Annotated in this window: 24 protein-coding genes; 10 read left to right on the top strand and 14 right to left on the bottom strand. The window is 38.4% G+C overall.

Annotated features, from left to right (window positions below):
• Window positions 1-53: 53 nt before the first annotated feature.
• The 5 genes from HCX49_RS08115 to HCX49_RS08095 all read right to left on the bottom strand — a co-directional run bounded on the left by HCX49_RS08115 (window position 54) and on the right by HCX49_RS08095 (window position 5,591).
• Window positions 54-917, bottom strand: coding sequence for a flagellar motor protein MotB (locus tag HCX49_RS08115; RefSeq protein ID WP_132768623.1), 864 nt, complete (start codon window positions 915-917; stop codon window positions 54-56).
• A gap of 446 nt (window positions 918-1,363) precedes the next feature.
• Window positions 1,364-2,527: a nuclear transport factor 2 family protein gene (locus HCX49_RS08110; RefSeq protein WP_168126734.1), complete on the bottom strand. Its 1,164-nt coding sequence runs from the start codon at window positions 2,525-2,527 to the stop codon at window positions 1,364-1,366.
• A gap of 13 nt (window positions 2,528-2,540) precedes the next feature.
• Window positions 2,541-3,005, bottom strand: a complete 465-nt coding sequence (locus tag HCX49_RS08105) for a nuclear transport factor 2 family protein (RefSeq protein ID WP_168126733.1) — start codon at window positions 3,003-3,005, stop codon at window positions 2,541-2,543.
• Between the two features lie 109 nt (window positions 3,006-3,114).
• Window positions 3,115-4,146 (bottom strand): helix-turn-helix domain-containing protein, encoded by a 1,032-nt coding sequence (locus HCX49_RS08100; RefSeq protein ID WP_168126732.1) that lies wholly within the window; start codon window positions 4,144-4,146, stop codon window positions 3,115-3,117.
• A 257-nt stretch (window positions 4,147-4,403) separates the two neighbouring features.
• The gene (locus HCX49_RS08095; protein WP_168126731.1) at window positions 4,404-5,591 is read right to left on the bottom strand and encodes an MFS transporter; all 1,188 of its coding nucleotides are present in this window, start codon (window positions 5,589-5,591) and stop codon (window positions 4,404-4,406) included.
• An 88-nt stretch (window positions 5,592-5,679) separates the two neighbouring features.
• Here HCX49_RS08095 and HCX49_RS08090 point away from each other — a divergent pair, with 88 nt between their 5' ends.
• The gene (locus tag HCX49_RS08090) at window positions 5,680-6,525 is read left to right on the top strand and encodes an AraC family transcriptional regulator (protein WP_168126730.1); all 846 of its coding nucleotides are present in this window, start codon (window positions 5,680-5,682) and stop codon (window positions 6,523-6,525) included.
• A 23-nt stretch (window positions 6,526-6,548) separates the two neighbouring features.
• Here the strand turns inward: HCX49_RS08090 and HCX49_RS08085 are convergent, their stop codons facing one another.
• The 5 genes from HCX49_RS08085 to HCX49_RS08065 all read right to left on the bottom strand — a co-directional run bounded on the left by HCX49_RS08085 (window position 6,549) and on the right by HCX49_RS08065 (window position 10,795).
• Window positions 6,549-7,253, bottom strand: coding sequence for a metallophosphoesterase (locus HCX49_RS08085; protein WP_262887337.1), 705 nt, complete (start codon window positions 7,251-7,253; stop codon window positions 6,549-6,551).
• Window positions 7,254-7,289: 36 nt separating this feature from the next.
• A complete protein-coding gene (locus tag HCX49_RS08080) occupies window positions 7,290-8,033 on the bottom strand; it encodes a nucleotidyltransferase (protein WP_132845302.1) in 744 nt (247 codons plus the stop codon).
• 165 nt (window positions 8,034-8,198) lie between these two features.
• Window positions 8,199-9,098, bottom strand: coding sequence for a helix-turn-helix domain-containing protein (locus HCX49_RS08075; protein ID WP_168126729.1), 900 nt, complete (start codon window positions 9,096-9,098; stop codon window positions 8,199-8,201).
• A gap of 125 nt (window positions 9,099-9,223) precedes the next feature.
• Window positions 9,224-10,060 carry an SDR family oxidoreductase gene (locus HCX49_RS08070; protein WP_168126728.1) on the bottom strand — a complete coding sequence of 279 codons (837 nt, stop codon included), beginning with the start codon at window positions 10,058-10,060 and terminating at the stop codon, window positions 9,224-9,226.
• A gap of 315 nt (window positions 10,061-10,375) precedes the next feature.
• A complete protein-coding gene (locus tag HCX49_RS08065) occupies window positions 10,376-10,795 on the bottom strand; it encodes a nuclear transport factor 2 family protein (protein ID WP_168126727.1) in 420 nt (139 codons plus the stop codon).
• A gap of 117 nt (window positions 10,796-10,912) precedes the next feature.
• On the opposite strand from HCX49_RS08065, the gene HCX49_RS08060 reads away from it, so the two are divergent.
• Entirely contained in the window at window positions 10,913-11,275 is a 363-nt protein-coding gene (locus HCX49_RS08060) for a winged helix-turn-helix transcriptional regulator (RefSeq protein ID WP_168126726.1), read from the top strand.
• 176 nt (window positions 11,276-11,451) lie between these two features.
• On the opposite strand, the gene HCX49_RS08055 is transcribed toward HCX49_RS08060, so the two are convergent.
• On the bottom strand, window positions 11,452-11,826 hold the full coding sequence (locus HCX49_RS08055) for a Fur family transcriptional regulator (RefSeq protein WP_168126725.1): 375 nt from the start codon (window positions 11,824-11,826) through the stop codon (window positions 11,452-11,454).
• Window positions 11,827-12,002: 176 nt separating this feature from the next.
• Between HCX49_RS08055 and HCX49_RS08050 the strand changes: the two genes are divergently transcribed.
• Window positions 12,003-12,953 (top strand): alpha/beta fold hydrolase, encoded by a 951-nt coding sequence (locus HCX49_RS08050; protein ID WP_168126724.1) that lies wholly within the window; start codon window positions 12,003-12,005, stop codon window positions 12,951-12,953.
• Window positions 12,954-12,979: 26 nt separating this feature from the next.
• Window positions 12,980-13,990, top strand: a complete 1,011-nt coding sequence (locus HCX49_RS08045; protein ID WP_237682742.1) for an NAD(P)/FAD-dependent oxidoreductase — start codon at window positions 12,980-12,982, stop codon at window positions 13,988-13,990.
• 174 nt (window positions 13,991-14,164) lie between these two features.
• On the opposite strand, the gene HCX49_RS08040 is transcribed toward HCX49_RS08045, so the two are convergent.
• Window positions 14,165-14,554, bottom strand: coding sequence for a RidA family protein (locus HCX49_RS08040; RefSeq protein ID WP_168126723.1), 390 nt, complete (start codon window positions 14,552-14,554; stop codon window positions 14,165-14,167).
• A gap of 84 nt (window positions 14,555-14,638) precedes the next feature.
• The gene (locus HCX49_RS08035; RefSeq protein WP_206368307.1) at window positions 14,639-15,208 is read right to left on the bottom strand and encodes a Crp/Fnr family transcriptional regulator; all 570 of its coding nucleotides are present in this window, start codon (window positions 15,206-15,208) and stop codon (window positions 14,639-14,641) included.
• Window positions 15,209-15,462: 254 nt separating this feature from the next.
• Between HCX49_RS08035 and HCX49_RS08030 the strand changes: the two genes are divergently transcribed.
• On the top strand, window positions 15,463-16,083 hold the full coding sequence (locus HCX49_RS08030; RefSeq protein ID WP_168126722.1) for a DUF4304 domain-containing protein: 621 nt from the start codon (window positions 15,463-15,465) through the stop codon (window positions 16,081-16,083).
• A gap of 25 nt (window positions 16,084-16,108) precedes the next feature.
• Complete coding sequence (locus HCX49_RS08025; protein ID WP_168126721.1) at window positions 16,109-17,254, top strand: hypothetical protein; 1,146 nt, start codon at window positions 16,109-16,111, stop codon at window positions 17,252-17,254.
• A 282-nt stretch (window positions 17,255-17,536) separates the two neighbouring features.
• Here HCX49_RS08025 and HCX49_RS08020 read toward each other — a convergent pair whose 3' ends face one another.
• Window positions 17,537-18,274: an NADPH-dependent F420 reductase gene (locus HCX49_RS08020; RefSeq protein WP_168126720.1), complete on the bottom strand. Its 738-nt coding sequence runs from the start codon at window positions 18,272-18,274 to the stop codon at window positions 17,537-17,539.
• Between the two features lie 329 nt (window positions 18,275-18,603).
• Between HCX49_RS08020 and HCX49_RS08015 the strand changes: the two genes are divergently transcribed.
• From HCX49_RS08015 to HCX49_RS08000, 4 genes are all read left to right on the top strand, one after another.
• Window positions 18,604-19,746, top strand: coding sequence for an LLM class flavin-dependent oxidoreductase (locus tag HCX49_RS08015; RefSeq protein ID WP_168126719.1), 1,143 nt, complete (start codon window positions 18,604-18,606; stop codon window positions 19,744-19,746).
• A gap of 21 nt (window positions 19,747-19,767) precedes the next feature.
• Window positions 19,768-20,787, top strand: coding sequence for an LLM class flavin-dependent oxidoreductase (locus HCX49_RS08010; protein WP_132768597.1), 1,020 nt, complete (start codon window positions 19,768-19,770; stop codon window positions 20,785-20,787).
• 90 nt (window positions 20,788-20,877) lie between these two features.
• Window positions 20,878-21,174, top strand: coding sequence for a winged helix-turn-helix transcriptional regulator (locus tag HCX49_RS08005; protein WP_243655380.1), 297 nt, complete (start codon window positions 20,878-20,880; stop codon window positions 21,172-21,174).
• 102 nt (window positions 21,175-21,276) lie between these two features.
• Window positions 21,277-22,287: a metallophosphoesterase family protein gene (locus HCX49_RS08000; protein WP_168126718.1), complete on the top strand. Its 1,011-nt coding sequence runs from the start codon at window positions 21,277-21,279 to the stop codon at window positions 22,285-22,287.
• Window positions 22,288-22,313: the final 26 nt, after the last annotated feature.

Below are 22,313 nucleotides of genomic sequence, written 5' to 3'. Positions count from 1 at the left end.
GGATTTCGCTGCCATTCGAATAACAAATGTTGCAGCCGTAAACCATCAATTATTTAGTCCAGGCTTGTTTCTGGGGCTTTACCGATAAGTTCCATAAACTGATCTAACTTAGGGGTAATGATGATCTGTGTTCTTCTGTTTCTTGCTTTTCCAGCTTCGTTATCGTTAGGTGCGATGGTATTATACTCGCCACGTCCCGCTGCGGTTAAACGTTTTGGATCTACTCCATAATTGTTCTGCAAAGCCATCACCACGGATGAAGCTCTTAACGTACTTAAATCCCAGTTGTTGCGGATATTAGGCATGCTGATAGGCACATTATCGGTGTTACCTTCAATCAATACATCGTAACTGTTGTAATCGGTGATAATCTTAGCAATCTTCGCTAATGTTTCACCTGCTTTGTCTGAGATCTCATAGCTTCCAGATTTGTACAGCATATTATCAGCAAGGGATATATAGACGACTCCTTTTAATACCTGGATATCAACATCTCTGATTTCTTCTCTGCTTAGGGAGCGTGTCAGATTGTTGGTCAGCACTAAATTAAGTGAATCGCTTTTGTTTTTGCTATTGACAAGCTGCTGAATGTATTTGTTGGATGAATTAATCTCATCGACAAGTTTCGAAACATTTGCATTTCCCTGCGTGCTGGAATTTAGACAGTTGTTTAACGCCGTCTGTAAAGCAGCAACATTTGCTTTTTCGGAAGCAATCTGCTCATCTAGACTCTTGATTCTGATTTTTGAACCGTTTAAATCACTTTCAGATGCCTGTAAGCGGCTACTTAGGTCTTGATTACTTTGTTGTAGTTGGGTGTAACTTGCTTGTAGTGCGGCAAATTTTTTATTACTGGTACAACTTGATCCTAAAGTTGCCAGCGCTAGGAGAGCGCAAATAATTAACGGATATTTCATAGTTTTTAAAATTAAAAATTAATGCTTGACAGGCATCTCGGAGATATAATAAAAATAGTCGATTACCTTTTTTTATTAAGTCTCTAGCCAGACCAATAGTATAACACAAAATTGATGCCTTATTGGCTCACAAGCTGATGTTAATTCATAGATACAATCATAAACGTAGAAAATCGTTTCTTATTTTAGCAAACAAAAGTTTATAGCAAAAGTATGATGAGCTGCTTCTCTGCAACCGAAAATTAAGTGATGATTGCTGGATAATTCATCGTAGAAAAAGACTCGTAATGCATCATTAATAAGAGCAGCACCTCCGTCTGGAAGTGCTGTTTTTTTATATTGCAGCGTAGTGACCTGCGATGGCTATTTCATTCTGTTCTCATAAAAGTCATGATAAAGTGCTGATCCATTTGAAAGTAATAGAGCCAGAAAATAGATCAGATGATTTAATTGCTTTCCGTAGGGTGTAGATCTATCCACGAATAGCTTTTATGAATTATTTTCCAGGTACCCTCATATTTTAGCAGTAAGAAATAATCGGTAAACCTGCGCACATTGGGAATTACAATTTCAGCTTTGGCAATGGCGGCATCTTTTTCAATGTCAATCGAGATAATTTTCCCGATTCTATTTACTTTTTCTCCAACTTTTATGTTTGAGATGTATTCTTGACCGGAGCGTGTCCATAAAGAATCTTTTGCTACGGTGTATAGATTAAAATTGGGATGAAAGGCTTTGCGAAGCCTTTCTGGTTGTCCGTTTGCTGTTCCCTCTAGGTAATGCAGAAGTGTTGCTGTTACTTGCTCTGAATCGGTTTGCATAACAGGAGTGGTACTTTTTATATTTTTGTTTAAAATTTTCACCACTTCATTAGCCACTAACGTCGCTGAACTTGGATCTTGACCTGTTACAAATCTGCCATCGACTATATAAAAGCCATCTCCAGCCTTGTCGGAATAAACAAAATTGCCCTCATTTTTTTGAATCGCCTGGTCTATTGAAAACGGGAATGCTTTGTAATAATCCATCTCGGTATCTTCAAATTTGTCGGGATAACCGGTGATTCTTTTTCCTGCATACAGCGATTTGCCGTTATGATCCTTCAAGTAAGCTATTCCGGCTGTTCCGTGACAGAGGGTGGAAATAACGCCATTCTTATTATAAATGTCTCTAGCGATCTGCTGAATGGTCTGGTCTTCCGCTACTCCGAACATGGCAGCGCCACCACCACTGTAAAAAATGGCGGTGTAATTATCTGCTACTATTTCCGTTGGTTTCAATGTATGTTCCAATTTATCCATAAACCACGCATCATACAGGTACTTTTTCTGGAGACTATCGGAAGTGTTGAGGTAACCAATAGGGATGGCGCCACCTTTGGGACTGATGAAATCAACTTGAAACCCCGCTTTTATAAATACCTCGTAGGGATGAATAATTTCACCGAAATGGTTGGACGTACTGATCTTGGTGTTTCCGTAAAAATCCTGATTTGAGGTAACAAACAAGATTTTATGTTGTGTTTGAATGCTGACATTCAAATCTATATGCGCGTGAATGTTTACATTCAAACCTACAATAGCAAGTAGCAATATGAATAGTTTTGTCATGTTAGATCGATTTTTATTTTGCTGAAGCAGTTGGGGTTTCTAAGGTTCTGTGCGGACTTCTGGTCGAAATTTTATCGACAATATACCAGCCGTCACTGGTCTTCATGAGATTAAAGTAATCGGTAAACAGCAATTTTGCTGTGCTGATTTCCACTTTTGCGACGGCAACAGTGTTGGTGATATCAATAAAAACAATACGTCCTGACCATTTAGCCGATTTTACATGTGGAGCAATATCAAATCGTTCCATATATTTTGGTTTTTTGATGATATTTATCTTGTCATCCTCAAAATATTTCAATTGCCAGGAATCGTGAAAAGATTTAGATACCTTGATGGAATCGCTCGTGCCTATTCCGTCTAGGTAGAGATTTAGGGTTTTCTGAACCAAATGCCAGTCGTTATTGGCATCATCAGTTTGAGCGTTCACCTGTAGCATCAACAGAATTAGCCCGATAAATAATAGTACTTTTCTCATTTTTTTAATGATTTGAAATTGTTAAAATTAATAAGTTCAAATATCTGAGAAAGGCTATTGAAAGGGGTTTTAGGTTATAAATAAGAAGTTCGATGTTATAAAATAGAACTTATTTGGACTGTGATTTTTGATATTCAGCAGGAGTGGAGCCGGTGATTTTTTTAAATGCGGTGAAGAAAGTTGACTTCGAGCTAAAGCCACTGTCATAACCTAAACTTTCGATGGTGTAATTGCTTTCTTTTTCCAATAATTGTTTTGCTTTTTCAATCCGATATTCTTTGATCAGGTTGGAAAAGGATTTTCCCAAGGTTTCATTGATATACTGCGACAATAGATGCTTTGTCACTTTTAGTTCTTTTGCGGCGGTCTCAAGGGTGAAATTGGGGTCCAGGAACAATTCCTGATCAACGATGATAGCGAGTTTCTGATGCATGAGATCTAATGTTTCGGTATCAATTTCTTTGTTTTTGTATTTTTCTTTTTCCTGGAAAAAAGTAGTTTCCCGGCTATTTCTAAAAATGATAAGTAACAGAATTAAGTAGAAAACAAAAGAAAAGGACAATGACCCCACAATATAAGAGGCGTAAGCACCAAATTTGTAAGCAAACCAAATAATGGCAACACCTGTATAAATACTGAGCAACCAAACCTCGAAATCCATTAATTTTTCTTTTGCCTTTATTTTCATTAAAATCGGTATCAGGTATTTAAATGATAAGATCATATAAACCAGCCATTGCAGGTAAATTCCCAGGACAATCCAGTGGCTCCAGACACCTCGATGTTCGGTATAGGGATAGGCAATTCCTAAAATTGTAATGCCCACAATAAACGGCAGGATATGAACGACCCAACTGGAATTTTTGTTGGCGGAAAAAGATTTAAGATACAAAAACAGGAACGGGCCGATCAAAATGCAAGCAGAAAGGCCGATCTGAATAAAAATATTGGATAATTCAGGATTAAAATAGAAAAAGACGGATTTGATAATCCGGATACTTAGCACCAATAACAAGAAAGCTAAAAAATAGTTGGCAAAAACTTTTTTCTTTGTATTGATCGCAACATAAAGAGAAAGTAGCAAACCGTTGAAAGCACCTAATGCACTAAAAAAGAAAAGCAATTGATTAGGCTCTGTCATGGATTGAACTAAAAATATGTTTCAGCTAAAATAGTGAAATTTTAGCTGATAGTTTTTATAAATAATCGTGTTTTTTTCGTTACAATTATATTCTCTCTAGCGTTTTTGGTTTGCATTCTACCAAACTGGACTGCACCTTTAGGAGTTCATGTTTTTATTACGTTAAATAGCAATTTTATGGGTATTGTATCAATTATAACCAAAAAGCGCCTCCATATGGAAGCGCTCTTTGGTTTATGACATAACCTTCGTCTCATTTAGCTATGTACACAGGCTGATGCCGCCCTGTCCAATTGACTTTCTTCTTCGTTTTCTGAAATCTTATTAGGGAACCTTACAAAACTTAGGATAAACGTCACCGACAGCAATAGGATACTCACCCATAAAACGTAATGAACACCATAATGTACACTGATTATTCCGCCTAGAAATGCCCCTAAGGAAATTCCGATATTAAAAGAGGAAGTCAGTAGGCTGTTCACAAATTCTAAGGCATGATGCGGAACAGATTGCGTGGTCCGGATATTGGACACCAAAAATCCGCCGGTATGGATCATCCCCCAAAGGGATACGATGATGACCATCGGAATATAATGTCCGCCAAAATAGTAAGCGAGGATCTGTACCGTGACTAAGAGTATTAAAAACAGTCTGGCGGTTAAGAGTACATTTCTGTTCAGGGCCAGTCCCATCATCCAGTTTCCTAATGTTCCCATGCCACCGAAAAGGAGCAGCATCATACTGATCTGCGCACCGTCCATCTTGGTAATCTCTTCTAGATAGGCGGTCAGGTAGGTATAGCTGGCAAACATGGCCGCTAAAGTGGCTATAGTCGAAATAAGATTGAGCCACAGAAGTGGGCTTTTCAACACTTCGACCTGATTTTTGGTGGAGATCGCCTGATCGGCCGGCATAGAAGGAATAAAGAGCAATAGACCGATAAAGGCGATTAAACTGATTGCGCTACTGAGGAAAAAGGAAGCCTGCCAGTTCTGGAACAGATCTACGGCATAGGTGGTGAGGGGGATACCCAGTACCGTCGCTAAGCTTAACCCCAGCATAACGGTAGAAACGCCTTTTGCACCCTTTTCTTTAAATGCAATGGCGATGGCGATATTCCAGAATAGCGGATGCAGGATCGCAGGTAAGATACGGGCGACCATCAGCATGGTGAAGTTGGTCGAAAAGGCAGAAATTAAATTTGAAAAAACAAATATACTCATGACCTGACAGAGCAATAGCTTCCGGTTTATCTTTGTCGTAAATGAGGTGATAAAAGGGGAGGAAATGGCGACGGTGATCGCAAAGGCACTCAACAGCCAACCTGCCGTATCGATCGATACATCAAATTGCCGACTGATGGTCGGTAGGATGCCGACGATCCCAAATTCTGTGGTTATAATGCCAAAAGCGCCAAGTGCTAAGACGTAAATTGATGTTTTCATTATTTGTTAAAATTTATGTATGGCAAAATTGAACAGAAAAATTGTTAAAAATCAGTATATTTTCATGATAATTAGGTATTTTTGTCCTATGAAACGTGAGAACATCGATGAATTGGTCAAGGTGGAATACCATCAGGGCGCTAGTTGTCCGTTACGGGATATGCATTTTTCCTTTTTTCAGATTGTATATGTCATTTCCGGAAAAGGATTTCTGAACATCAACAACAATATGGCTTCTTACAGTAAAGGCAGTCTGATTCTCCTGACACCAAATGATCAGCATCACCTCGAAATCTTGGAAAGTACAGACCTTTTGCTTGTGAAGTTCAGTGAACGCTATGTGAAAAACTATCCTTGGAACAGCAATAATTCCATGGAATGCCTTTTATATGGTGCTTCCTTTCTTTCCGGATGTATTTTACAGAATAAACCTGATGTTGTTTTGGTCAATTCGATTGTGGAGTCACTGCTTCATGGTATCCACCATCCGGATCTGTATCAGGATGAGCTGACGTTGAATTACGTGAATGCGTTGATTGTCATCGCAGCACGAAATATCTCCAAGATGCGAGCGGAGCAAATTACCTCCAATTCGGATAAGAGGGTGATTCAGATCATTGATTATATCCAAGGCAACATCCATGATCCCGCATTATTGAAAGTTGCTGTGATCGCGAAGAAATTTGGGTTTTCAGAAACCTATCTGGGCAGTTACTTTAAAAATCAGTCCGGAGAAACGATTCAGCAATACATCTTGAATTATAAAATGCGCCTGATTGAACACCGGGTGCTGTTCAGTGATATGCGGGTCAATGAGATCGTCACGGAGTTTGGTTTTTCAGATGAAAGCCATCTGAATAAGTTTTTCAAAAAACGGCATCAGATGAGCTTATCAGAATTTAAAAAGACGAAGGGCAGTAAGGTCGTTGCCTAAGGCCTTTTTTGATTAGAAAAATTTTAAACTTCTACAATTAAATAGGACTGACCCTCTTTCTCCCGTTTTAATACCGGAAGAGCGACATTGTATACTGGGATTTCACTTGTGGTATGACCGCTGAGTGTGCCGCCATGTGCATGACCATGAAAGGCAATCGACACCTGTCTTCTGGTTAGGGGTTCTGCCAGGTGTGATGAGCCAAGAAAAGGGAACAGTTGCTCGGGTTCACCTACAACGGTATCTTTTATCGGTGCATAGTGAAGCAGTACGGCTTTGGGCAGATGGGGACATTCTTGTTCAAGCCGTGTGAGTGCACGGTCAAGCTGCAAAGATTCATTGACGACTTCATGCACAAATTGCTTCATCATATCTTCTCCGAAAATAGACAGCATATACTGATCAAATCCACCTCCAAATCCTTTTACACCTGCAAATGCAACATCTGCTAAGACAATAGATTCGCCATCTAAAATAGTCATATGATGTTCAGTCAGAATTTGTTTGATGATTTTCTGTCTGCCTTTTTCGTAATCATGATTGCCTAAAACGCCGACAACGGGTATGCGTAATGCTTTTAACTCTTCACCTAATATTTTAGCTTCTTCTTCGTCCCCGGTATCAGTCAGATCACCGCATATCGCCAACACATCGGCTTTTTCATTTAATTCTTCAAATATGCCCCTGAGCAATCCTTTGTCTGAAACACGAACATGTATATCCGCCATGGCGGCGATTCTCGTTTTTTTGCGTACTTCCATAGATTATATTGTCGTTATCGTGTATGATTTGTAATTCCATTCTTTTACATCTACCTCATATTGGGTTTGGTCGATAAGCGGACCCCGACATACTTTTTCGACGGGAGAGGGAATGTCATATTGCTCTGCAGCTCTTCTCATCAGTTCGTCAAATAACCACTTGGGGATGATCTCGCGATAATCTGAAGGATATACAAACTGGAAAATAAGCAATTGTGCCAAGAGGAGGTGCCAGTGTGGGTCTAAGCGTTTCAGCAGTAATTCCCAATCTACATTTTTTCCATATTTCAACAGAATATGGTTGATGTCAGCACTATCGTGACGCTCTCGGTTCTGCACATAAATTTTACACCAAAGGAGTTCTTCTACGGGAATAAATTTAACAGGTACGTCTGCAAAATGACCGCTTGGTGCCCGTTCGTACCAACTGTCGTCTACTGTACAGATATTGTTTACGGTATCGAATATAATATCGATAAAATAATCGCCATGGAAGACTTTTGCAAGCCATCTTACATCCGTCAGCTCGGTTTGATAACCCTTTTCGGCAAAGTGTTTCAGAATTTTAGGATATTCACTGCTCTTGCAGAAGATATCCAAATCTTTGGTGTCTCTAAAGATGCCGGTATAGTGGAACATGGCAAAAGCACCGCCTAACATAAACTGACACTCACACTCCTGTAAGAGGAGTAGTGCGTCTTTATAAAAATCTCCTGATTCCCGTTTTTCTTTGTCCGTTGTGAGCATATAGTATACTTAGTAAATGATATCGTTTAGAATACAACAATTTCACAACCCCATTAGTTTGGTAGCTAACAAGTCAACAGTCAGGAATGCTTGTTAAGGGCTTTTGCAAACAGCGTATTTGATACTTTGGACAAAATATCGCTTGATATCTTAAATTTTTAATCATTAGCTCCTGAAAGTGCTTGGTGTGGCATTGGTTTGCTTTCTGAAAAAGTGATTAAAATGTGATACATCTTTGAAACCTAAAGAAAAGGAAATTTCTGATATGCTCCAGTTCGTGTGTTTAAGAAGAATAATTGATTCTTTTAGTAACCTTTCATAAAGAAGTGTACTGGTTGTTTTACCTGTCACTTCTTTTAAAATGCGGTTGAGGTAGTTGACATGCACATGCAATAATGCAGCAAAGTCACTTGCAGTACGGAGGTATGAAATCTTTGAACTATCAATCGGAAACTGTCTTTCTAATAACTCATTAAAAATAGTATAGAGACGTTCTTTGGAAGTAAGTTTATGATTTCTTTCGGCTACTGGAGTAAGCGTATGAGCAATGTGCATCAATTCATTGATATGATTTCGGATCATATCGTCTTTCAATACATATGCAGAGCGACTCTGTTTTTCAATTTTATAAAATAAATTTTCAACTTCTTTTATTAGCGTTGCCGGGATATTATAAATTGGTTTATTTTTTCCATTAAATAAAGGAAATAGCGAGATACTGCTTTTAAAAAATGAATCGTAATAAAGTTCTGTGAAAATGATAAAACCAGCGTTTTCTTCCTCTTTCAATACCTCAATCGTATAGGGAACTAAAGGTGAAAAAAAAGATAATGATAGGCCTGATACGCTAATACTTTCATCGCCATAATGAACAATATAATCGCCTTTCAATAAACTGATTTTATAAAAATCCCTTCTCCGGTATGCAATCGTATTTCCGGTTGCGCAATCGGAAGAATTGAAAAATCGGAAAGATGAGGATTGATCATTATATTTCTGATCAAAACGAGCAGAGGATTCAAAGTCTGCGAACTTTTGTGTATGATTTATGTATTTTTCACGCATGCCTATTTCATTAGATGAATTGCATATTATAAATACGTTCAACTATCTAGGGCGCGATAGTTGAACGTATTTACAAATATATAATATTCTATTTTTTGTTCTTCTGATTGAATATTTTTTAATTTTTATGATTCAATAGGGGTTTTATTCAGGTATTCCGGGATAAATCTTGCACGCATGTAATCAACGTAGTTTTGATTCTCATTATTCTGTAATTTTCCTATATATAATTCTGCGTCTTTACCAGCTATATAACGTAGCTGATCGGTATTATCTATTGCGGCAGCAAAAATGGTAGCTGCAATTTCTTCTGGCGTCGAAGTCATTGTATCGTATTTAATCCAGTTTTGCAGTCCAATATTAATAAATTCTTCGTATTCCTTGTTATCTCCGGGTGTTCCTTCAGCAGCGCCAATAAATTTAGTGTCTGTTGATCCAGGTTCAATAATCTTAGTTCTGATTCCAAAAGGTATAAGTTCGTACGCCAGTGCTTCGGTGAATCCTTCTAAAGCAAATTTAGTTGCATGATAGAGACTACAAGTTGGAAATGTAATTCTACCACCAGTCGAAGTTATATTAATGACTGTTCCAGATCTCTGTTTTCTAAAATGTGGTAGTAACGCCCTCAGAACATGCATCGGACCGAATACATTAGTGTTAAAAAGATTTGTCACCTGCTCTTGTGTAGCATTTTCAAAAACACCGAACACAGCAGCGCCGGCATTATTGACGACTGCATCGATACTTCCAAATTTTTTAAGCCCTGCTTGGATTGCTGTGTCAATTGTTTCTGGTTTATTGACATCCAGAGCCGTGACTAGGATATGTGCTGACTTTTGTAATTCAAATTCCTTTTCGGGACTTCTCATTGTTGCGATGACATTCCATCCTTCTCTACTGAATTTCAATACAGATGCTCTTCCTATTCCTGAAGATGATCCCGTTATTAGTACTGTTTTCATTTTGTTAACTTTAAATATGTTTCATATTGTGTATGACAAAATTATAGTAATGACTACTTTTAAAATTGTTTGAAAGAAACCGAAACTTGTATCATTCAAACGATGGAGCGGTACTATTTGGCACCTGTAGTAAAATTCGCCATGCATATCATAAACTTATAACCCTTAAATAAATCAGCATAAGGATGAGAAGGGGGATGCCGGTAGAATTAGTTAAATCAGTATAAACAACTAATTCCTTTTGAAAATAGTTTCAAAAGGAATTAAGGTAAAAGAACAGTCGTAATAGAATGGAAGTTCCCTTTTTAATTTGACCTACATGAATGCGTCCATGATCCAGATCGGGTTCCAGTATTCGCGGTAGCTTGAAATTTTATCATCTTGTAATGTGATACGACCAATATAGATTTGTTGATAAGATTTGCCCGTAGCGATCACATCAGCACCGCCCTCAAATTCGACAAAGAAAGTATCAGGATTAGCTGTTGTTGTGAATACAAAATTTTTAAATTGCCAGTTGGTTGCACCATTAACGACATTTGTGATATAGTCGGCAATAGCTTCTCTACCGATCAGCTCTGTTGCGTATGGAGCAGGGGCATAAGGATACTGCTGAACGGCGTCTTCTGTAAATAATGCCGCGTATGCTTCCCGTGACATTTCTGGGTTAGTGAATTTAGAAAGATGCTTCTGAAAAAGATGTTGTGCAAGGGTTGTTTTTTGTGTGCTATCCATGGTGTTTACCTGTGTTTTATATACCATTAATTGAATTGATGAAGCAAAATTATTGATTCAATTCTATACCTTTGCTATGGGTTACAAAAAGGATATCATCTAAAAAAAGATACCACAATGAATAAAGATCGCTGTCTACTACCAGCCACTGACGATGAATGCAGGAAGGCGTGGCTTACACTTCATGATACCTTAGATATTGTAGGGGGAAAATGGAAATTGGTCTTGATCTCCATTTTAAGAGGGGGAAAAATGAAGTTTCGTGAGCTTGCCAAAGAGGCTGGAATATCGCCCAGAATTTTATCCAAGGAGCTCAAGGAACTTGAAGCAAATGGTCTTGTAAGCAGGACGGTTCTTGATACAAGACCAATTTCAGTTGAATATGAGCTTACTGCTTATAGCGTTTCCCTTAATGAAGTAATCTCAACAATGTATGAATGGGGGCAGATGCACCGCCAGAAAATAACGGGTAAAGTATAAAGCGTTGTTGATTATCGCATCAACGGTATCCTATAACTTGATCTGGTATATTTTCGATATAAGACTTATATCGTCTTTTTAGCGAAAGTGTCACCAGCCCTTATGTTGTATTATAAAATTTAAGTATACTTTTTTGAAACATCAAATTAAGTTGCTATGATTCACAAAGACATGCTCTAAGAGCAGTTTGCACAAACTCCTGTGAGTATGCAATTAACGTTGTGGACATTGTAATGCTCTGGCAATGAAAAGTTGACCATTACCGGTAGACACTCAATGGTCTGGCACTTCGTACAGCGAAAGTGAAAATGATGGTCAGGTAGCTGCTGCTGATCGCACTTTTGACAAACTGCAAAATATTGTTTACCATCATCTGCCACGATTTTATGGACTATTCCATCCTCACAGAACTGATTTAAGACTCGATAAATCGTTGCCCTATCAATCTCTATTTCTATTTTTTGTTCTATAGCATCAGAGCTCATTGCTCTTTTACTTGCATTGAGAACAGCGATAATCGCTTTTTTAGTGGGTGTGCTTCTCCTTGTCATATTATTGCAATAGTGTTGCATTAGTTATTGCGACACTATTGCAATAATACACAATTTTACTAGTTTTGTCAAGCAAAAAATATGTTAGCTAGCAATTTTGCAAGTTGTCTCTGCTGTTAATCGCATGAGGTAGTTATTTAATTAAAAAATCTTAATAAGTAAAAATTAAAAAATCCATGAAAAATCAAACATTAAAAGGATTGCTATTTCTAATACTTTTGCACTTGTTTATTCCGCAGCTTCGTGCTCAGCAAGAAGAAGGGGAGACAATCGTTGAAAACATTGCACAAATCGGCGATCAACACATCCATTATCTAAAAATGGGGTCAGGTTCAAAAACAATTGTGCTCCTCCACGGCTGGCCAGAAAGTTCTTATATGTGGAGAAAAATGATGCCTAAGCTCAAAAATGGAAACGAATTTACAATCATAGCGCCAGATTTATCTGGTGTAAACGGATCCTCAGCTCCGCACGGAAAATTTGATAAAGCTACTTTAGCTCAAGATATTCATAAATTGATTAAACATTTAGAACTACAAAATGTGATGCTTATCGGTCATGATATTGGAGGTATGGTTGCGTACGCCTATACTCGGTTATATCCTGCCGAAATCTTGGGAACAGCTATATTAGATGTTCCTTTACCAGGCCTGGGGACTTGGGATAATTTAATGAAAACCGAGCACGTTTGGCACTTTAGATTTCACGATCAAAAACCCCTGGCTGAGAATCTGATCATGGGAAAACAAGAGCTGTATTTCCGTTACTTCATCGATGGTCATTCCGCAAACAGAGCAGCCATAGATCAGGATGCTATAAAGGCGTACTCGAAAGCATACAGTACAGACTCTAGCCTTAAAGCAGGATTTGAATGGTACCGCGCATTCCCTCAAGATGTTTTATTCAATATCAGCCACAAAGGAAAAATTACAACTCCAATATTACTTGTAGGTGCAGAGTATAGCATGAAGGATTCTCTTGAAGATTTGAAAAATAGTCTTTCTAATTTAGGAATAAATAGCATAAAAACAGCTTTTGTAATGGGATCAGGCCACTATCTTGTGGAAGAAGAATTAGAAGAAACCAGTAAAATTCTTTTGACGTTTATTGCAGAAGTATATAATTGATATATCTTAACATACTCAAAGCAATTTTGAAAACGAGAAGAAAATTTTTAGCGGAAAGTTTGTTTGTTGCTGCGGCCGCACTCACACTTCCATCACATTTATCTGCAGATAAAAAAATATATAATATGACCGATAAAAACGAATTTGACGTAATAATTATTGGCGGGAGCTATGCTGGACTATCTGCCGCAATGGCGTTAGGTAGATCCCTTAGAAATGTACTTATTATTGACGCCGGTAACCCTTGTAATAAACAAACTCCTTTTTCTCATAACTTTATAACGCAGGATGGTAAACCTCCGGCTGTCATATCAGATATAGCAAAAGATCAGGTTTTGAAATATCCCAACGTTCAATTTTTAAAAGGAACTGCAAAAAGTGCCATCAAGAACAATATAGGAATAAAGGTCCTTATGGATTCTGGTAAAGCATTTCATGGAAGAAAGTTAATAATGGCTACAGGAATTACCGATATTTTACCTGAAATCGATGGCTTTGCGGAATGCTGGGGTATTACAGCTATTCATTGCCCTTATTGTCATGGTTATGAAGTGCGTCAGGCTAAAACAGGTATTTTGGCAAATGGAGACAGCGCTTATGAAACAGCAAAACTGATATCAAATTGGACAAATGACTTGACAATATTTACAAATGGTCAATCAAAATTGACGATTGGACAGGTATCAGAATTGAAGCAAAAGGGAATTCTAATTATAGAAAAAGAGATAAGCTCGATTATACATCATAAAGGCCATATCGATTATCTTGTTTTTAATGACAACTCAATAGAGAAAATAGAAGCATTATATGCAAGAGTACCGTTCAAACAGCATTCGAATATTTTACAGGAGTTAGGATGTGAAATGAATGAACAAGGCTTTGTGAAGGTAGATCAGTTTCAAAAAACATCTATTCCAGATATTTACGCCTGCGGTGACAATACAACATTCCTTAGATCTGTTGCGCAAGCAGTTTATACAGGAAGCGTTGCTGGAGCAAGCGCAAATCTGGAAATGATAAAAGAAGATTGGATTTAATGTTTTAAACTTAATTCTTTCCTCAAGTTTGGAATCTTTGAAATAAGTATTCCTTTCTTGGGTTTTACATAAAAAGAGACCTTTCATCTCAAAATGATCGGTCTCTTTTTTCGCTTCAATAATACAAATAGTAATTTTGTATTTTTATAAGATGCTAGATAATGCTCGATGTTGCTATTTAACCACCGTAGCTTCTAATTCAACTTTAAGGGTTTCAAATAGTTGCTGTACTTCTAGTACAGTACTTGTTTGCTTGATTTGGTTCCGATTGATCCATTCTTGGAAAAGATCAAAATTTTCAAACAATGCTGCTGAGTCTGTCGTGTAGATATTGAGCCGAACGATATTCCTGAGTTCGAAATCAGCTTCACGAATTACTTTTTCAAGATTTTCCAATGTCTTTTGCAGTTGGATTCGCATATGCTCATCACTTGAAATTCCATGCTCGTCAATCGCTGTCTGCCCGGATACATACAATGTACTTTCAACATGTTTCACTTCTACTGCCTGGACATAGCTTCGGGCATCTTGCCAAGTCCATGGATTGATGATCTTTTTTTCCATTTTAATGTTTTATTAAAGTATGGTACAAAGATCAAGATGTTGCTTTATAAGAGCGTGTGACAAATATCACAGTTTTCAAACATTTTATAAGATGCGGCTCAAAGTTTCGCGGGATACGCCCAGATAGGATGCCAACAATGTTTTGGGAATGCGCTGTATCAAAGAGGGCTGGTTTTTAATGATCTGCTCGTATCTTTCCTTTGCACTGGAAGTAAGAAATGATAAAATACGTTGTTGCGAACCAATATGTCCAGCAATCGATTTTTTAAGGAAAAAGTGTTCCATCTTCTGCATATCCGCACATAGCTTCTCAAAATTTTCCAGTGTTAGGCAAAGCATTTTTGTATTTTCAATGCATTTTAACGATAAGGTAGCGCTGCCCTTGGAATAAAAGGCTACGAAATCTGTTTCCCACCAGTCTTCCATTGCAAAAGAAATGAGATGTTCCTTGGCATCGCTATCGTTGTAGCTGAGCTTTACTAATCCTGAAAGTACAAAGTACACATGCTTAACCGGTTGACCTGCTGCGATGATCAGTTCATTTTTCTTAAATTCTTGAAATGTAAAATGATCGAATATTGATGAAATTTCAGCATCCGAAAGGCTGATGATTTTTTCGATATGTGCTCGCAATGTATCTTTTATAGCATTCATGTGAGATTATAATATGTGAAGTCAACTGCAATTTATGCATCGTTTATGAAGTTATAAAATGATTGCGCTATTTTTTCTAAATTGCCCCGTGAGCTTTGGCAATATATATGGACTGGCACTACCGTCTGTAATTGATGGTATGGCTCAAAACTAAAGCCGGCGGTGTTTTGTTATCTATTGGAGTAATTCGAATGGATATTGACAAACTGATCTGCCTCTTTTAAACCCTTTAAGATAATATTTGATCCCAGACAATGAAAGAAAAATTTAATCAGCTGATCGCAGAAGTGGTAAAACCGTTACTCAAAGAAAATGGCTTCACGAAGAAAGGGATGAGCTTTTATAAACGAAATGCTGATCTGGTTTTCCTTTTGAACGTTCAAAATAGTCATGGAAACACTTCTGAACAGACAAAATTTTATATTAATTGTGGTATTCATTCGACCACTATTGACAAAGTGATAGGTCGATCGGAACTTGTGGAACCAAAAGAGTACGAATGCTATTTCAAAGATCGCATTTCTTCGCTGATCAATGCCGTCGATGACGGTTACTTGATCACAAAGGATACGGACGTGGAAACGTTAAGTTTGACACTTCACCAAGATCTAAAATCGGTGCTGTTGCTATATGATAATATCAACAGGACCAGCGATCTGACGGACTTGATGATCAACAAAAATGGGCTCAACAATTATCAGGAACTATTTGAATATTTACTGCTAACCAATAATCAGGCAGATGCAAAACGTTTTGTGAAAAACCTGTATGATACTTTTGGACAGCAACGAAGGTGGACGATATTTGAAGACAACCTGTCTGAGCTGTTAAGAAAAAATAAACGAAAAGAAACCATTGCGGATTTATTACGCTAGCGTACAAGACCTTGAAATGAACTTTATGAAAAAACTTATCCTACTATTTGCTTTGCTTCCTGTCCTGGTATCTTGTAAAGACCGCGACAAGATAGATCTGTCCCAATTGCGCTTGAATGAAAGTATCGAGAGCCTCATTGATTTTGGTGAACCTAAAACAATCGCTGTTGAAACGGTTGAATACCCCTTTTGCTTGATGATTGAAGTAAATGATGGTGCAAACTATACTTTTGACGGTCTTGATCTGACGGGCCAAAAGGTATTTTTCCAGATCGATTCCGATTTGCTTAAAACAGATAGCCTGACGAAACAGGGCGGTGGTCATATTGACGTGCGATCTTTCAAAGACAAGAATGAGCTTGCTGAAATCCTAAAAAACTACCAAGCAGCAAATACCATCTACGGTATGCGGATCGAAATGAAAACGGAGGACTTCAAGAAACAGATACTCGCAAAACTGGAAAGCAGGTATGGAAAAGGAACTAAAAATCCGAATACCGATAATGGGCTGTATTGGAATGTCGCGAAAGAGCAAAAATACATCTTCTTTGCGCCAGATTATGACCGACTGATCATTTTAAACAGTACAGATCTCTCCAAAACCTGTTATTGGGATATCATGAACGGAACGATTGATTTTGGCGGATGTGATCAGGAGGCGTATACGAAGGAACTGCTTAAAAATACCAGTCCTGAAAAGGAAGTGACAGAAAAGCCTGTTGTGAAAATAGACAAAGATTGGAACCTCAATCAGCTGGTCGTAGGGAAAACTACGGAACAGGAGTTCGCATCCGCAGCGACGAATAAAAATTTTGAGCGAACGGTTGTGATCGACGGCAGTACGGCTTCGACCACGGAAGTATCTTATGACAACAAAGACAAAAACTTCTTTTTGTATTTTTCTGTAGGTCAAGGTAATGGTGAGAATCCCAAAAACAATCTTTTAAGTGGCTATAGCCTTCAGGATTTTAAACAGGTGGATATTTCATTTGACCATGGTCTTCGCCCTGGAATCTCTTTTAAGGAAGCTGTCAAATTATTCAACAAAAATGACATCATCAATTTCAATGATCTAAAATTTTCGAATTATATAGAAGTCAAAAGAGGGAACGGTAAGGTTACTCTTAACTTTGATGAAGACTATTTGTTTTCGGGTATTTATATAAAATGAGGGATATGATCTGCTTAACAAGAACATGTTGCAGCAATGGAATCAACAAAAAAAGTCTTTTCAGCGATTAGCTGAATAGACTTTTTTGATTTTGGATTAATTGTGTTACGGGTTGTATTGTAGCATTATAACTGTTATGATCTAAAGTGAAAGTATATAGTAGATTCTGATCGTAACCCATATTTTCCAATATATATTATCATTCATGTGAGATTATAAGATCTAACGTTACCTGCAAGTTATGCATCGTAGGTCAAGTTTAAATATGACAACGCTACTTTCTCAAGCGAATAATGCTCGATTGAATTTTACAACCTCTGGATGCGAAGGATAGCTAGACATAGCTGAAAGTTCGGCAATAGCTTTATCCCTCAAAATGGGCGCATCCTCTTTCACGCCGTCCGCCAATGCTTGTTTTAGTGCTGTCGCATTCAATTCTGTGCAGTAGGCTGGCGTTCCGGGTTGGTGTCTCCAGGATTCTGAAAGTGGACCAGCGTCAACGATATCGTATCCCGCTTCGTCAACTAATGTCGCAATTACTTTTTTGGCCTCAACATCATCACCCGCTATTGCCATTGCAATTCTGTCCTGAGTTCCAGTAGCTTTTCCACAACTGGCAAGTGTTTCCGCTAATAAATTGTTGAATGCTTTGATTACCGTTCTTCCCAATTGCTCAGATACCCAGATGCTCTCTATTTTTCCATTTTTGATCTCTTCAATATCAGCATCACGGAAGGGATAATAATTGGAGGTATCGACCACAATGACCTCTTCAGGAACGTCTGCAAAAAGATCTTGAGGTAATTTCGGGATTGCTATGGTCGGTATCGCTAAAATGATCACATCAACATCCTTCACCACTTCCTTTTGATCGGCAGCTGTAACACCTAATTCCTGAGCGCGCGCATTCAATTTATCCTTGTCGCTTGTATTGTTAATTTTCACCTGGTGACCAGCCGCAGCCATTTTTTTAGCGATTGTTCCGCCTATTGCACCGGTACCTATTATTCCTATTTTCATCTGCTCCTTATTTTAATATGGATTATCTTGTATTCATGCTATCATTTGCCTTCTCTTCAAAAGCTGTTCGGAATGATCTTTCGCACAGCACAAAGTTATCGCTATTTCACTATCATTTGTATAGGCCTTTCCTGAAGGAAAGCAGACTTTTGGATTTAAACGGCTAGAAGTGCTCTAATTGCCCTTTATAAATTTCACTTTCCTTTAGGTAACTACTATCTTTTGGTTAGTAATTTTGCTGTAATTTTGCAAGGTGTAAAATAGGTGCGATCAATACTTTAGAAAATCTCGAATTGAGATGGCGCCTTTTATATAAATCACCAGATATTATGGGTAATAAAAAGAAATTGAAGCTCGCTGCGATAATTGATGGACCTGGATGGAATCATACTTCTTGGCAACATCCGGATATGCTATCAGACGCAGGCGAAAATATCGACTTTTACGTTCAGCAGGCTAAACTTGCGGAAGATGCCAAATTTGAAAGTTTATTTTTGATTGATGTCAGTCATGTTGGTCCCGGGAATATTCCACATTATCTGAGTATGTTCGAGGGAGTTTCTATTATGTCTGCCTTAGCGATGAAAACCGAACGAATAGGACTCTCTATAACAGCTTCAAGTTCTTATACAGATCCCTATAATATTGCGCGTCAGGTCTTGTCATTGGATAAAATAAGCCGCGGAAGAGTGTCACTGAATGCCATTACTTCCAATCCGGGAGGGATGGTAAATTTCAGTCGGGGTCATTTGTCGAAAGCAGATCAGTATCCCATGCATATCGAGTTTTTAGAAATTATAAGGAACTTGTGGGACACCTATGAGGACGATGCATTTGTAAGAGATAAAGAAAATGGAATCTTTTTGAATCCACACAAAATGCATTTAACAAACTACAGGGGAAAATATTTTTCTGTTGAAGGTCCTTTGAATATAAGCCGTTCTGTTCAGGGAAGACCTGTTCTATACACCGCAGGTAGCTCGCCAACATTCGTTGATATTGCGACTACTTACACAGATGGTGCTTTTATAGGAGGCTTTTCCATGGAAGAGACAAGACATACCGCTATGGCGTTGAGAAGAAAGTTGGATGAGAAACAAAGAAACCAGGACAACTTTATCATCGCCACTTCGCAAAACCCGATTGTGGGAAGAACGGATGCTGAAGCGCATCAGAAATATATGGAGCTGGCTGTACTAAATCGGTATCAGCGAATTGCTCCACCGCTGTTTTTAGGGTCTGCCGAAAGTGTAGCTGATGAAATTCAAGAATGGCACGAACAGGGAATAATGGATATGCTGATCATTAAACAGGATCATCCCTACGGTCTCCGAGATTTTATCGAACTGGTCGTTCCTATTTTACAAGAACGCGGAATTTTCCATACGGAGTACGAAGAAACAACGCTACGCGGAAATCTCGAACTTCCAAAACCAGCATTCAGAAATTTTCAAAAGCATCAAGGGATTTAATTAAATCAAAAATACAAAAACATGAAAAAACATATCGCCCATTCCATTTTAGAACTCGCCATCGTTTCAGAAGGCAGTACATTTGGACAGACATTACAGCATTCGCTGGAATTGGCTAAAGTAGCAGAAGCAAATAATTATAAACGTTACTGGTTTGCGGAACATCATAATTCGGCTTCGGTAGGCAGCAGTGCCACTTCGCTATTAATTTTATATGTAGCCGAAAACACCAGTAAAATAAGAGTAGGGTCGGGTGGCATTATGTTACCCAATCACTCGCCTTTGATTATTGCAGAGCAATTTGGAACATTGGCGCATCTTTATCCGAACCGGATTGATTTAGGTCTGGGAAGAGCTCCGGGTACAGATACACTGACAGCTCAGGAGATCCGTTCGGACTTTATGAAAGCTGCGCACTCATTTCCTGCAGAAATTGAGAAAATTGAACATTATTTTTCAGAATCCAACAGTACGGGTAAAGTCAGAGCTCCGATCGCAGAAGGTGCTGATGTGCCGATTTATATTTTGGGATCAAGTACCGATAGTGCGCATCTCGCCGCTCGGAAAGGATTGCCTTATGCATTTGCAAGCCATTTTGCGACAGATCATTTAATATCGGCATTAAAAATTTACCGGGAAGAGTTTCAGTCTTCTGAAGTACTGGAGAAACCTTATGCGATTGCAGGTGTTAATGTGATTATTGCTGAAACGGATGAAGAAGCACAAAAATTGTTTACATCAGTAGTCCGAATGTTTTTGGGTATCTTGACCGGAAATTCTCAACCGCTGCATCCACCAACAGAAATGACGGAGGATTTGCAGGATATTTTCCATCATCCAAGTGTACATCAGATGCTGAAATACTCATTTGTGGGCACTAAGGAAGCTGTAAAAGCACAGACTAAGGCGTTCCTTGAGCAAACTCAAGTGGATGAGCTGATCGTCGTATCGACAATCTATGATTTCAAGGATCGAATCAAGTCGACCGAATTGTTTGCTGAAGTCATGAGCGAAATCAATGCCGATGATAGCACGGATTAACATTAACCTAATCCGCTTTTCATTATATTTAAAACTAAAACAATGGCACAAAAAAAAGTTCACTGTGACTGTCTAGAAACCATAAGACCGGTGCGCGACACGTTGGATGTTATCAATGGTAAATGGAAAATACCTATTATTATATCCATTGGTGTCGGTAATGATCGTTTCACGGATATCCAGGAGAGTATTCCCGGGATCTCGCCCAAAGTTTTGGCTAAAGAACTAAAAGATCTGGAGCAGCATAAGCTGGTCAGGAGAATTGTTATCGAGGAATATCCGGTAAAGATCTCCTACCAGCTGGAGGAATATGCCGATACGCTGACTCCAGTCATCTATGCACTGAAGGATTGGGGTATTAATCATAAGAAAAAGGTGCTGGAGTAATATTTTCTGATGTTAAAAATGCTGCTGGCTATGATTCCAGTTTTTAACTGGATTATAAAATTATAGTTTTACATTTGAAACTTGTACTTCAAACCTTAACATATGAAATCTAATTTATTGGCTTTGCTTTGTTTCTTTGCGCTGATCATCGTTATTGATCCTGTATTTTCTCAGATTTCTGACAAGGATATCATCAAGGAACAGCAAAATAAAAGTCTGAAGATCTTAGTTATATCGGATTTAAATGATAGTTATGGATCTACGACTTACAGTCAGGAAGTGTTGGATCTAGTGGGAAGTGTTTCAACATTAAAGCCAGATCTTATTTTGTGCGGTGGCGATATGGTTGCAGGACAAAAGAAGACTTTAACGAAAGATGCTATTCTGGCTATGTGGAAGGGATTTGATCAGGCTGTACTGCAACCTATAAAGGCTTCTGGAGTACCATTTGGATTTACCATGGGCAATCATGATGCCTCTCCTAATTTTGTGCTGGACCGTGAAGTTTCGGCATCATTTTGGGCGAGTCATAAAGCTGATGTCAATCTTACTTTCATCGAAAGCAGTCATTTTCCGTATTACTTTTCTTATATAAAAAATAATGTGTTCATGATCTCCTGGGATGCTTCATCATCTCAAATCCCAGCTGAAGTGAAAAGCTGGATGAAGGAGCAGCTGGATAGCCCTGTGGCTAAAGAGGCGAGATTTAAAATCGTATTAGGTCACCTGCCTTTATATGCACTCGTTGAAAGTAAAAATAAACCAGGAGAAGTTCTGGAGCATGCGGATGAGACCTTGCAGTTTTTGAAAGAATATCAGGTAGACCTGTATTTATCCGGTCATCAACATGTGTATTACCCTGCTAAAAAGGAATCGGTGATTTTATATCACAGCGGTTGCCTGGGTGGAGGGCCTCGTTCTTTATTGGGGCATCATGAGGCTCCCTATAAGTCCTATGGCTTTATTGAAATCCCGAAAAACATCAAAAATAAGGGTTCGGTAAAAGTAAGCGCGATAAGAGCGGATGATAAGCATGAAGTTAAACTGGAGGATTTACCTGCTCAAGTTTCTGGATTTAATGGGAGCTTAAACAGAATCGATCTCTCGAAGTAGTATAACAAAAAGACCTTTTCAGCTAT

It is taken from the genome of Sphingobacterium sp. B16(2022), from assembly GCF_012030425.1.
In the GTDB taxonomy this organism is placed as follows: Bacteria; Bacteroidota; Bacteroidia; order Sphingobacteriales; family Sphingobacteriaceae; genus Sphingobacterium; species Sphingobacterium anhuiense.
The sequence above is the reverse complement of the archived record's forward strand: the minus strand, read 5'-3'. Positions and strand labels throughout refer to the sequence as shown.